We start from the raw sequence: 12,418 nt of genomic DNA on the forward strand, positions 1-12,418 counted from the left end.
TCCGAGGCTGATGGTTTTGGCAGAGACCGGATTTCCTCTCCCCCTTGGCAAGGGGGAGCCGGAGGGGGTCTCCGAGGCTTCACCTTGGATGTTAATCAATGTGATTCGGTATAACTCGTGAATGACCAGTGACCACTGACCGGCGTCAAAGCGGAGTTTAATTAGTGGTTTCGGCCATTCATGAAGGTTTGGGGAAGGGGCCTCGTGGCCATCGCAATTTCATTGTGTCGATTGGGAATGCTCGATAGCTTTGGGGATAGTTCTCGCCACCGGCAGCCTTCCGGTCTGATCTGACCGGTCGCCTGATGGCGATGCCCGTCACCCCCGGAGCAGCCATGTTAAAACCCTTTTGCAACGCTCTGCTGTCATTGGCCCTTTTCGCCGCCCAAGGGGCGGCCCTCCCCCGTCTGCCGGAGGCAAAACCGGCCGGCCCGACGGAACTGCATGTGGTGGCCGTCAACGAAGTTGATCGCAAGGCCGCCAATCCGACGGCGAGCGTCAAGGTGGACCGGCCGGGTGTCGAGGTCACGCTCGTCCTCAGCGGTTATAACCCGGTCACTTGGGATGTGACCGCCACTCCCAAAACCATCATCAAAAAAGTCATTCTTGCCGGGTATCACGGCCAGGCGGCCAATGTGCCGAACGGGACCGAAGTGGTCAAGTATTTCCACGAGGGCCGGGATGAAAAGCCGTATTTGTATCTGCACTATAAGCTGGACTCCCCGCGATTTCGCCCGTCCGTCCAGGCGATTCATGAGCTGACCGGCCAGGAAATCAGGAGTTTTCAAGGGGTTTACAGCTTCAAACCTGCTTTCCCTTTTTTGGTGGACGCCATCCAGGATGAACCAAGGCTGTCCTCCGTCTATCCCACACTGTCGCGGGCGGCCGAGATTCCGAAGGTCAAATTTCAAGCTGTTCATCTCGTCGCAACGGGCGGCCATGAGACAGCCGGATCGTTGGGGGATTTCACCCAAGACGGCCCGGTTCGAGCCACGTTCAAGCCGCTCCCCGGCAGGCTTGTCCGGCTGGTTTTCGACCCCAAGGGGAAGAAGCATTACGGGATGACCGCGCACGACATCCATGAGGCGGACTTGGAGAAGCGAACAAGCGTCAAACTGACGCCTACTCCGGGGACGGTGAACATTGGCTCGCTCCGCGCAATGGCCTTTGACACCAAGCGGGAGCGGCTGTTGGTGGTCGCCAACAGAACCATTTGCGAGTATGTTCCAGCCACCGGGAAGTGGGGGGCGGTGGCCGAATTGCCCCGGTTGACCGAACTGACCGGACTGGCCTACCACCCGAAGGATGACATGCTGTATGGTCTCGGGCAAGAATTTGCCGGATCGGATGACGGAGGACGCCCGGTCTTGTACCAAATGAGCGCCCAAGGGGCGATTTTGAAATCAACGCGGATGCCCGCGCCAATGTTTCCCGGAGTAATCGGCCGTATCGGGTTCGAGAACCGCGCTCAACTGATCAGCGCCGGCGACCATCTGGCGGTGTTAATCGGCGGGGCGCCTTCGCGAGATGAAAACGGCCGGCCGGGGAAAGCCGAATCGTTCCTGTTCTTGATTGACCCGGCGACGGAGAAGGTCACGCTCGCGTGGAAGCAATAGATTTGTTGAGCGATTCGGCGGGCCTGTTACGGGCCGGGCGAACGATATCGAGTGTGTGAGGATGAGCCGCATGGTTCGTGTTCTTCATGTTGATGCTTTTTCGACGACACCGCGCATGGGGAATCCGGCCGGGGTGGTCTTGGATGCCTCCGGGCTTGATGACGAGGCGATGCAACATGTCGCGCGGGAGGTTGGGTTCAACGAGACGGCGTTTGTCCTTCCCTCGGCTCGCGGGGATCTTCGCCTCCGGTATTTCACTCCCGGCCATGAAGTCAATTTGTGCGGTCACGCCACGGTGGCCAGTTTTGTCGCCCTGCACCATCACGGGCTGTTGCCCCGGCCGGTTCCGTGCCGGCTCATGCTGGAAACGCTGGCCGGGATGCTTCCCATTGTTCTTGAAATCGACCCGGTCGGCCAGTTGATGGTGACGATGACACAGGCCCCGGCGCAATTCGTCGAATTTCAAGGAAACCGGGCGAAATTGGCCCGATCCCTTGGCGTGGAGGAGGCCGATTTCGACCCGGAGTTGCCGGTCGTTTACGGCAGCACCGGTCTTTGGACGCTGGTGGTCCCGGTGCGAACGCTCGCGGCGATTCGGCGGATGATCCCGCGAAACGCCGAGTTCCCCGATGTGCTGGCCGAGATGCCGACGGCCTCGGTCCACCCCTTCTGCCGCGAGGTCATCGACCCGCAATCCCATCTTCATGCCCGGCATTTCTCGTCTCCCCGTTCGGGAACGACGGAAGACCCCGTGACCGGGACGGCCTCCGGGGTGCTGGGGGCTTACTACCGAAAGTTCATCGGTTCGCCGCCGTCGCCGCTGGTGGTGGAGCAAGGGCAAGAAGTCGGCCGCGATGGCCGGGTGTTGGTGTGGACAGACCAGCGCGGCGAAATGTGTGAAGTGCGAATCGCCGGAGCGGGCTGTCTTGTGGGTGAGCAGATAGTTGATTGAGAGGAGAAGAGAAGAGGAATGAAGAGAAGAGTTCTCGCAAAGTACGCAAAGGGGACGCAAAGTTCGCCAAGAGTCGACGAAATAAATGATGACTCCGGGGCCGGATGATTCGAGAACCATTTTTCATTGACTCTGGCGAACTTTGCGTCCCCTTTGCGTACTTTGCGAGAACTCTTCTCTTCATTCCTCTTCTCTTCATTCCTTCGAGAACAATGACGCCTTGGGTGGTTGATACCGGATCGCCAAGTGTGGGGTTTCCAGTCGCTTTTGGTCTTTGCCGAGCGATTGCATTCCCGCCTCGACCAGTCCCCCGGTGAGGAGTGTCCGCTCGATGGGATACGGGGCCTGGCCGGTCATGAACAGTTCCTCGGCCTTCGACATCAGGGCGGCCGAGTAGGCGACGTTCGGGTTTGGTGGCAGGTAGAACAGCGTCGAGAGGGGTTCAGCCTCTCCCTTGAGGCGGGCGGCGAAGGTGAAGTCGGTGACAAGGCCGTTCACCAAGAGCATGGTGGCCTTCAGGCCATCGGCATATTCAATGCGATAAGCCACTGGTGATTTGACCCACTCGCGCATCTGGTTGAGCGTCGGGTGGCGATGGCTGTTCGTCGGGGCCTGCGCCAAAGTCTGGCTGCGGCAGAGACACGCTTCAAACAATTTGGGGTCCCACCCGCCGACATTCCATGTTCCCGTTTCCATCGCCTTCCAAACGGAGTCGCCGCGAAGGGCTTGCAGCGCGACCACACCTGTTTCGCCTCCCTTGCGCCGTTCGGCCATGCACTGAATGACTTCCAAGGCATGGAAGTCGTAGCTGTCCACTGATCCGTGCGCCAAGCTCATGACTTCTTCAATCTCGGCTCCAAGCGGCATCTCAACGGCCGGCAGCCGCCACGTCAGCGGCAAGGACGATCCGGCCAAAAACGGGATCTTCATTTCCTTGGCGGTGTCCACCATTTCCTTCGCCCAATCCCATTTCCAAGAGAGGTGTTTGTCGTTAAAGATGGGCGCCACGCGGCCGTCTTTCTTGAAGACTTCCGCGGCTTGCTTGAAGAACTCGTAGCGGGGATACTTCTTTTGGCCGAACTCGTTGTTCGGGTAGTCACCGTGTTCGCCGATAATCAGCACGGCATCGACGGCGAGCTTGTTCGTGCCGCAGCGCAGGGCTTCGGCAACCGATTTATAGATGGTGAAACCGGATTCGCGGGCACGGTCCCGGCTCAGGTCGTTTTTGGGAAATTGATCCACATATGCGGAAACCACGTCAATCGCCGGGCGGTGCCAGCGCCCTTTGATCGGGTAACCGGCCAGAAAACGCTCTCCCATGTGCCAGGCGTGCGAAAGATATCGCCACTCCGTGGTCACGATGGCCAGTTTCTTGCGCGGCTGTTTGCCGGGTTCTTCGGCTGATAATCCGGTTCCGATCACGGCCGCCCCGGCCGCGCTCAAAAAAGTGCGTCTGGAAATCATGGATGCCTTTGCGATTTTGACTCGGGCCGGGTGTCTGACCCGGTTGCCGAAAACCATCCAGATTCCTTAGACGCCCGTTCAGCCCTTGTTCTTCGTAATCATCACTTCCACGATGGTTAAGGCGGTGTCGCCGTCGATGCCGAGGGCTTTTTGCAGGTGGTCGAGGAATTCTTTTTCCTCATCTTCGACGACGCCATCGGCGAGAACCATGTCGCAGGCGTTGGCGAAGGCCGTGTCCGCCAGTCCCTCGGGCAGCGCGCGGGCGCAACGGTCCACCAAGCCTGTCGGGCCTTCTTTCTTGAGGATCTTGACCAATGAATCCATCATGGAATTCCATTTGGCGGGGACCATGTTTTCATACAGTTTCATCCGCTCTGTCGTCGTGAAGAGGCTTTGAACCTCCTCGTCGGAAATGTGGCCGTCGCAGGCGCTGGCCCCGAGCAAAATGCCCGCAAAGGCTTCTTGTTTGCTGAGTTCGCGGTTGCTGGTTGATTTGTCGCCGAAGAGATTGTCGAACAGGCCCATGAGTCACCTTGCGAAAAAGACGTGATGGAATTGCACGCCCCAATTTAATCGATGCGGGGGGAGAGTCAAGGAAAAGTGACCGGCGGCGAAAATCCTGTCTGGAAAGAGTTTTGCGCCGATTGTCGGGATTTTTGGATTGACGCCCGGCGGTTCGTCGTCATGTTAGGGATACTCCCGGACCAGCGTTTGAGGACGACGATCATGCTTCAGCCGTGGCATCGCAGCCCGGATTTTTTGGCGAGTCTGATCCTGATGATCGCCGGAATTGTCGGGGCGTCCGTTTATGCGAATCTCAGCCACGATGTGGAAGATCCCAATGAATATGCCTGGTTTCCCCCGTTCAAAGTTGGCGTGAACGCGAACGACAACAAGCACCTCGGGGCCGAATACCTCAACATCGCCGAAGCCCTCGTCTCCGGCCGGGGCTATGCCGATCCGTTCAAGACGCCCACCGGCCCGACCGCGTGGATGCCGCCGGTGCTGACCTTGTACGAGGCCGGGTTGCTGTGGATGTTCGACAAGGACAAAACCGCCGTCATGAATGTGATTATTATCTCGCAAGTGTTTTCACTTTGCGTCACCGGGCTGCTGACGCTTGTCGTGGCGCGCCGGACCGCCCCGAAGGTCCCGAGTTTGGTGGTGGTCGGCTTGACGGTCCTGGCGTTGGTCACGCGGTTTCACACGGCGTTTCAAGTCACCCATGATTCGTGGCTGGTGCTTCTGGCCGTCGATTTTCTGGTCGCCGGCATTGTGTGGGGGCGAATCACGGAGTCTTCCCGGCGGGCCGTCGTTTGGGGCTTCGGCGGCGGGCTTGTCATGCTGATTAGCCCGATCACCGGATTGTGCTGGGGAGTGATGACGGCGGCCGAGGCGATCAGGCATCGGCAGTGGCGCAAACCATTGCTGGCGATCGGGGTTGCGACCTTGGTGATGATGCCGTGGGTGGTCCGCAACGCCATCGTTTTCAAGCGGTTTATCCCGGTCAAATCGAATCTGGCTTACGAATTGTACCAGTCGCAATTACTCAACGACGAGGGCCGATTGAAGACGAAGGTTTTCGGCACCCATCCCTACGCCCAGAACGGGACGGAGCGGGCCGAGTGCGCGGAGAAGGGAGAGATGGCCTTCCTCGACGCCAAGCGGGCCGCCTTCTGGCACGCGGTGCGGCAGAACCCCATGCTGTTTGTCCGCAAAGCGCAAGATCGCCTGTTGGCGGCCACGGTTGATTACAGCCCGATGGATGAGCAAGAATATCAGCGGCCGACCGTGGTGACGATTTGTTACCTGTTGCATCCGCTGCCGATTTTTGCGGCCATTTCACTTTTGTTGATGGCCCCGTTGGTGAGGCATCCGTCCGCCGTCTGGGCGGGGCTTGGATTGCTGGTGGTTTATCTATTGCCTTATGTGGTGGTGAGTTATTACGACCGTTATGAATTCCCTCTGTGGGGGCTGAAAGTCTTGTTGCTCGCCTGGTGGCTGGACACCGTTTGCCGGGGGGTGGGAAAATTTTTCGGATTTCCGCGTGAAGAAATTCCGTCGGCGGACACTACTCTCCCAAAGGGTTCATTGAATTCCCGGACGTAGGCGTGTCGCATGGGATGGTTTCCCGAACGAATGCGGGGGTTGATTCCGGGGCTTTCCCCAGCCAAACGCCCCGACGATGGCGACGACGCCCTCCTGACGCGCTTTGCGGCGGATTCCAACGCGGCGGCTTTTACGAAGCTGGTCGAACGGCATTCCCCGATGGTTTATCGCGTTTGCCGAAGCGTTCTTGGCAACGAACATGACGCCGAGGATGCGACACAGGCGACGTTTCTGGTGTTGGCGAAGCGGGCCAGGTCGATTCGCCAGCGGGGATCGGTGGCGAGCTGGCTGCACGGGGTGTCGCTGAAAACCGCAAGGAATTATCAGCAGCGATTGATTCGGGATCGTCAGCGGGCGCAATCGCGGCCGACGAACCCGGCCGTTGGCGACGCTCTGGACGAACTCACTTTCCGCGAAGCCCGTGAGATTTTGCACGCCGAACTCGACAAATTGCCGGAGAAGCACAAGGCTCCCCTCGTGCTGGTTTATCTGGAGGAGAAAAGCCACGAAGAGGCCGCCAAGGCGTTGGGCCTGACGCCGAACGTCTTTCGCGGCCGTCTTGAACGGGCGCGTGATCGGCTGGCCGAGCAACTGGCCGGGCACAAACTCGCGTTTGCCTCGACGATGAGCGCCGCCATGCTGCTGGTCCAGGTTCCCCAATCGCTGGCGGCGACGGTGGGGGGGAATGTTCTCGGCCATGCGGCCGGTTCCGTCACGGCAGGCGTTTCGCCCTTGGTCGCGGATGTGGCCGGGAAGATGACCTCGACGGTGGTGACGAAAGTATCGGCGGTCGCCGCCGGGATCGCCGCGACCTCGACGGTGGCGGCAACAGTGGCGGTTTCGGTAATTTCGCCGCGCCACACACCGATTCCGTCGGCTCCTACTCCCGTGGTCTCACAAGAGAGCGGGCCTGTCTGGAGATATCATGCCGGGCATATCGTGATGGCGTCCGAGCGCGCGTTTTACCTGCTGAACCCCGACGGAGGCGATCCCACCGCCATCAGCCCTCCCCTGCCGCACGGGGCGATTGGCCGCTTTCGTCTGGCGCCGGACAGGCAATCGCTGTTTTTTGAACACCTGACGCCAGAGGGGCATTTCTTGTGTCTCTGGCGGTTCGCCGATCCTTTTCCCGGAACACGGGTTGGAAGGGACGCGCGGACGTTCTTCTATTCCCCGGACAGTCGGCCGATGCTGACGACGACCTTCGAGCCGCTGACGCTGCGATCACTGGAAATGAAAGCGGGGGCGGCGGGGATCCTCCTGCCGGAAACCCACACGGCGATTGACCTCCGGCCGGACGGGACGATGATTCTGGCGGTGATCCGGCCCGCCGACGGCGGGGAGGCCCAACTGGCGTTGGTTGATGCGAAAAACACCCGGCGGACCATTATGACGTTGAACGTCGGGCCGGCGGAACTGGCCATGCAGTGGCGATTCTCGCCAGATGGGCGATCCGCGGCGGGGGTGAAACAATCCGCGGCGAATGTAATCCGGCCGGCCGTCTTCGACTTGGAGGCGGGGATACTGCGCGAGTTCACGGGCGAACCGTCCGACCGGTTCTATGGCTGGTCCCCGGATGGCCGGGATTTGTTGTGCGGATCAACGGGGCCGGGTTCGCGGCTGGAGAGCATTGTCATCCGGCGGGCGAGCGGCGAGGCTGGTCCGAAAATTCTTCCGGTGAGGGTCATGACCGGGGAGACAACCGGCGTCAACCGTTTGTACGGCCGTCCCTTCTGGATTGACTGGCAACGGTGAGATGACCGGATATCCGGCCGTGCGGGGGGAGAAATCATCTTGGACCGGTTGCGAATCATCAGTGTGCTGCTTCTCGCCGGCCTGCCGTGCCTCAAGGTCGGCGGGCAGGAGCCGTCGTGGCCCCATGAATTGAAATTTGCGAACGCCCCGGTTTGGATGAACGAGATGTTTGAGTTCGTTGGAAAAGACAAGCCCAACGCCTTGGTTCGCCGGGGGGCCGGTGTGCAAATCAACCTGCCGCCGACGATGACCGCGCCGAATTCGCAGTTGAGCATCAATTCCCGGTTTTTAATCTCCGGGGATTTTCAGGTGAAGACGGATTACGAAGTGTTGCGTCTTCCTCATCCGAAAGAGGGTTATGGAATGGCCGGCGGGATCGCCATTGATGGCGCGGAGGAATCGGTCATGACACTTCGCGGCCGGGAGGTGACGGGCGTGCAAACGTATGTGGTGGTTTACCGTCACCGCGAGAACGGCAAAAACCAGTACGATCTTCGCAAATATCAGGCGGCCAGCGATGGCGGCCGCCTGATGATTCGCCGGATCGACGGTTTGGCCGAGTGTTTCGTCTCCGATGCCGCCGACGCCCCGTGGAAATTGCTGGACAGAATCTCCTTCCGGGAAACGACCCGGCTCCGGGTTCGCGTTTATGGCGATTCGGGCGGGGAAACGCAATCATTGTCGATGCGGTTCTCCAATCTGGAGATCGGTTACACGGGCATCGATGATGACGGCCGGCCGGGCAAGGCACCGCTGTTCGTGGGCTTTCCGGCGGAGACCGCCATCCCGCTTCCCCCGATCCCCAACATCCCGGCAACCAACAACGAACCGGTGAAGGAAGAGAAAGACCCCGCCAAACGCCCGCCGGTTGGCTGGGTGTGGCTGATCGCCGTGTTGTTCCTGGGGGTCTCGATGGTTGCGGTTCTTGGCAATCTCCGTCAGCGTCCGAAGCCCGCTGCCCGGCGGCCGGGGTTTTCGCTGGTCGAACTGTTGGTGGTGATCGCCCTCATCGGCATCCTGATTTCGCTGCTGCTTCCGGCCGTGCAGAGCGTCCGCCGAACGGCGGCTCAGGCGAGTTGCACCAACAACCTCAAGCAAATCGGCCTCGCCATGCATAATTTTCACGACATCAACCAATGCTTTCCGAGCAACGGCGGATGGGACGGAGCGCAAAAAATCAAAGACTCGACCGGCGCGCTGTTCACGCCGGAAACTTACGACAAGGAAGTGAGTCAGTTGTACCGGTGGGGCGTCGGCGCCCCGAATCTGGCCCCCGCCGCCCAGACCGGAAGCTGGGCCTATTCGATTCTTCCGCAGGTGGAGCAGGACAACGCCTTCCGGCTGGCGGCGCAAAACCAAGTGGTCCCGCCGTATCTCTGCCCGATGCGCGGGCGAGCCAAAGCGCAAACGCCGGATGCGGAGGACATCCACGGAAAATACCTTAGCGGTGGGCTGGCGTGGGCCAAAATCGATTACGCGGTGAACTTGCAGGCCTTCGCCAACCGGCCCGTCGTCTATTCGATGAACCGCTTCACGGACGGGCTTTCCAACACGGCCCTGATCGGCGAGAAGGCGGTTGACCCGACGATCCAGATACCCACGAGTTGGTACTGGGACGAGCCTTATTTCATCGGCGGATCGAAGGGAGGGTCGCGGGGCGGGCTGGCGCTGTATCAGGACGCGCCCGGCATCCCTTACAAGGATAGCTGGGGTTCAAAACATGTCGGAGGCGTGCCATTTGCCTTCGGCGACGGAAGCGTGCGAATCCTCAATTACCAGACGCCGTGGGATGTTCTGCTGGGTTTGCTCACCCCGTCCGGCGGAGAGGTGGTGAGCGCGCCATGAGATTCCTCAATGCCTTGTTATTCGCCATCATGATCTCCCTGTCGGCAATCTCTTCGGGATTCGCCGGGGACATGAAGCAGGAGATTCAAAGCGAGCGGGTTGATTACATCCTCAACGCGGCCTTCGCCCGATACGGCTACGATCCCTACCGGACCATCGGCCTTGACCGCAACAGCGTCCGCTTGAAGATCAAGAAAGCCCCCAAGGACTCCACGCAGGCGGGGATCTATTCCCATTTCACGCTTGCCGGGGACTTCGAGTTGCTGGCCGATTACGATGCCATCGATCTGGCGAAACCGGCCACGGGATACGGCATGTCCCTCGGCATCGCCGTCCACACCAATGGCCCGTTGGGCGCCGTGTTCCTCTCTCGCTCCCATCACGCGGACTGGAGTTCGTGCCTGATTGTCACGCGGGAGTTGCCGGGGGAGCCTGAGAAGAAATACGAGGCCGAACCGTTTTCCACCAGCGCCAAAAAGGGCCGGCTTGGCATCCGGCGAACGGGCAAAGAACTGATCTTGCTGGCCGCCGAGAATAAAGGCGAATTGAAGGAATTGAAGCGAATTCCCTTTGGCGCCGACCCGATCAACCAGATTCGGTTTTACTGCGACACCGGCGGGGCCGAACTGCCCATCGACGGCCGGTTTTCGTCCATCGTCGTGCGGGCCGATGCCATCAACGGGGCGGCCTTTCCGCCGGACACCCGCTGGCCCTGGACCAAATGGCTTCTGGTGTTTTCGCTGCCTGTTTTTCTGGCCGGGCTTGTGTTGCTGATTCTCAAAAGAAGGAGAAATCGCCATGAAAACAGCTAATCGCCCGGCGATGCTGCCTCTGGTGTTCGTGTTGTTATTCGCCGGTTCCGGGTGTACCCAGGAGACGGCCGAGAAACTGCTGGATGAGTTCACCGACTCCACGGACACCGACAAAACCGTTTTCACCCGCGAGGGGAACGGTTTGCTCATCAATGCCAAAAGCCCGTTGCTGCCTTTTTTGCCCGGCCAGCGGACGCAGAGTTTCACGCAGTTGCTTTCAACCTTTGCGGTGGGCGGGGATTTTGAATTCTTCGTCGATTTCGACGTGAGGCAACTGGCGAAAGACCCGAAGAAAATCACCGCCGAGGCGAATGCCGAAATCGCGATGACGGGGCGGGGTTATCACAACGGCATCGGCATCAATGTGACTTCCATCCCTGATTCGGGAACATGCTTCCGGGTGGTCCGCACCAACCCGAAACGCGACGGGGGCAAGCATTACAATATCGTGGCCTTTCCCCGGAAGTTCCAGACGGGCCGGATCGGCATACGCCGCCAGGGGGCGGACGTGATCCTGCTGGCGGCCGACGGACCGGATGCCCAACCGGTCGAACTGGTGCGCTATCCGTGGAATCCGTTGGTTTCCCCGAATCTGCGCGTCTCAGCCTTTCAAGGAAACGGGCCCGACATGCAACCGGTGCATGTTCTCTTCTCGAATTTTGCCATCAAGGCCGACCGCATCATTCGCGGCCCGGAGGCGAGGCAGGTGACGCCGCCGGCCGTGCCCGCCGGGACATACGGGCTTCATCTCGACTATTCAAAAACGCCGGGGAGAATCCTCACGGACTTCAACCGGAGCAACGATCAGATGAGCGTCTACCGGGCCGAAGGCAAGGGAATTCGGATCGTGCCGCCCGAGCAACCGGTGTACAAGAAAGATGCCGCCACGTATTGGTTCCATGATTCCAAGTTCGCCTTGGAGGGTGATTTCGAGGTGTCGATGCGATACCAGATCAACCGGATCAATCTCATCGGCGCCGAGGGATACGGCTCTGCGTCCTTCAGTTTGCATTTTGAAACCGAAAGCCCCATTGGCTCCATTTCCTTTAGCCGCGGGTTGTCCCGCGATTTCGGGCATCGCTACGGGATCACGCGACACAGCCCCACGAAGGCCGGCCCCCGATACGACACGCAATCCGCCCGCGCCAATGCCCTGAGCGGCCGGTTGATTGTTCAACGAGTCGGCGCGGAGATGATCTTTTCCGCGCAGGAGGGGGAAAACCCGCTCCTCATGGAAATCGGCCGGCTTCCGTTCGCCACCGGCCCGATCACGCGGTTTCGCCTGGCGACGGACATGGGCGGCAGTTGCACAAACGCGATTGATATGTTCATCAGCGATCTGAGCGTGAAATCCGGCAAGCTGGTCGATCCCGAAAGCGGAGCGCCGTTGGTGACCGCCCCGGTCGGCGCCGATCCGGCCACCGGGGACACGCAGACCATCACGCTCGATTCGGTTCCGCAACCCGCCTCACGGAAGTGGCTTTTCCTCGGTGTCGGCGTGGCGGTTGTCGGCGTTCTTCTCTTGGGCGTCTTCATCGTCATGATCCGGGGAGGGTTTTCCTCGAATCGCTGATGGTTGAGGCGATGCCCGGCCACTGACGCGAAGTGATTTTTTCCGAGCCGGAAGCGTCCGCGAAGGCCACGCTTGGGCCGGGGAGGCGCTGATTCGACGGACATTTTGTGTGAGATCCCAAGAGCCCCACTGCGTGAGCGGTGGGGGTGGATTTCTGTGTGTGACAGTCACCCCCACCGCTCACGCAGTGGGGCTCTTGGGATCAGGTGCAAATGTTGCTGTTTGAATTTTGCATTAGCGTCCTTTTCACGGGAAAATCTGACCGCCGGTTCCGTCCAATTGCCTGCCTTGC

Annotated in this window: 9 protein-coding genes; 7 read left to right on the plus strand and 2 right to left on the minus strand. The window is 60.0% G+C overall.

The window, feature by feature from the left end:
- Positions 1-335: 335 nt before the first annotated feature.
- Entirely contained in the window at positions 336-1,616 is a 1,281-nt protein-coding gene (locus BGIM_RS0112925) for a hypothetical protein (protein WP_020470188.1), read from the plus strand.
- Positions 1,617-1,677: 61 nt separating this feature from the next.
- Positions 1,678-2,568, plus strand: a complete 891-nt coding sequence (locus BGIM_RS0112930; protein WP_020470189.1) for a PhzF family phenazine biosynthesis protein — start codon at positions 1,678-1,680, stop codon at positions 2,566-2,568.
- Positions 2,569-2,763: 195 nt separating this feature from the next.
- On the opposite strand, the gene BGIM_RS0112935 is transcribed toward BGIM_RS0112930, so the two are convergent.
- A complete protein-coding gene (locus BGIM_RS0112935) occupies positions 2,764-4,032 on the minus strand; it encodes a hypothetical protein (protein WP_029630002.1) in 1,269 nt (422 codons plus the stop codon).
- A gap of 78 nt (positions 4,033-4,110) precedes the next feature.
- The gene (locus BGIM_RS0112940) at positions 4,111-4,557 is read right to left on the minus strand and encodes a tellurite resistance TerB family protein (RefSeq protein WP_020470191.1); all 447 of its coding nucleotides are present in this window, start codon (positions 4,555-4,557) and stop codon (positions 4,111-4,113) included.
- A 201-nt stretch (positions 4,558-4,758) separates the two neighbouring features.
- Between BGIM_RS0112940 and BGIM_RS0112945 the strand changes: the two genes are divergently transcribed.
- The 5 genes from BGIM_RS0112945 to BGIM_RS0112965 are packed head-to-tail and all read left to right on the plus strand — an operon-like array spanning position 4,759 to position 12,126.
- Positions 4,759-6,141, plus strand: a complete 1,383-nt coding sequence (locus tag BGIM_RS0112945; RefSeq protein WP_157368935.1) for a hypothetical protein — start codon at positions 4,759-4,761, stop codon at positions 6,139-6,141.
- Between the two features lie 9 nt (positions 6,142-6,150).
- A complete protein-coding gene (locus tag BGIM_RS57395) occupies positions 6,151-7,896 on the plus strand; it encodes a sigma-70 family RNA polymerase sigma factor (protein ID WP_020470193.1) in 1,746 nt (581 codons plus the stop codon).
- A 39-nt stretch (positions 7,897-7,935) separates the two neighbouring features.
- Complete coding sequence (locus tag BGIM_RS67095; RefSeq protein WP_020470194.1) at positions 7,936-9,741, plus strand: DUF1559 family PulG-like putative transporter; 1,806 nt, start codon at positions 7,936-7,938, stop codon at positions 9,739-9,741.
- Positions 9,738-10,553: a hypothetical protein gene (locus BGIM_RS0112960; protein WP_020470195.1), complete on the plus strand. Its 816-nt coding sequence runs from the start codon at positions 9,738-9,740 to the stop codon at positions 10,551-10,553. Before BGIM_RS67095 ends, BGIM_RS0112960 begins: the two co-directional genes overlap by 4 nt.
- Positions 10,540-12,126 (plus strand): hypothetical protein, encoded by a 1,587-nt coding sequence (locus tag BGIM_RS0112965; protein WP_040888825.1) that lies wholly within the window; start codon positions 10,540-10,542, stop codon positions 12,124-12,126. Before BGIM_RS0112960 ends, BGIM_RS0112965 begins: the two co-directional genes overlap by 14 nt.
- The last annotated feature ends 292 nt before the right edge of the window (positions 12,127-12,418 follow it).

This window comes from Zavarzinella formosa DSM 19928, assembly GCF_000255705.1.
GTDB classification, from domain to species: domain Bacteria; phylum Planctomycetota; class Planctomycetia; order Gemmatales; family Gemmataceae; genus Zavarzinella; species Zavarzinella formosa.

Excerpts from the sequence above, each read along its gene's own strand:
- BGIM_RS0112925 (WP_020470188.1), top strand. The coding sequence starts at position 336 with ATGTTAAAACCCTTTTGCAACGCTCTGCTGTCATTGGCCCTTTTCGCC.
- BGIM_RS0112930 (WP_020470189.1), top strand. The coding sequence starts at position 1,678 with ATGAGCCGCATGGTTCGTGTTCTTCATGTTGATGCTTTTTCGACGACA.
- BGIM_RS0112935 (WP_029630002.1), bottom strand. The coding sequence starts at position 4,032 with ATGATTTCCAGACGCACTTTTTTGAGCGCGGCCGGGGCGGCCGTGATC.
- BGIM_RS0112940 (WP_020470191.1), bottom strand. The coding sequence starts at position 4,557 with ATGGGCCTGTTCGACAATCTCTTCGGCGACAAATCAACCAGCAACCGC.
- BGIM_RS0112945 (WP_157368935.1), top strand. The coding sequence starts at position 4,759 with ATGCTTCAGCCGTGGCATCGCAGCCCGGATTTTTTGGCGAGTCTGATC.
- BGIM_RS57395 (WP_020470193.1), top strand. The coding sequence starts at position 6,151 with ATGGGATGGTTTCCCGAACGAATGCGGGGGTTGATTCCGGGGCTTTCC.
- BGIM_RS0112960 (WP_020470195.1), top strand. The coding sequence starts at position 9,738 with ATGAGATTCCTCAATGCCTTGTTATTCGCCATCATGATCTCCCTGTCG.
- BGIM_RS0112965 (WP_040888825.1), top strand. The coding sequence starts at position 10,540 with ATGAAAACAGCTAATCGCCCGGCGATGCTGCCTCTGGTGTTCGTGTTG.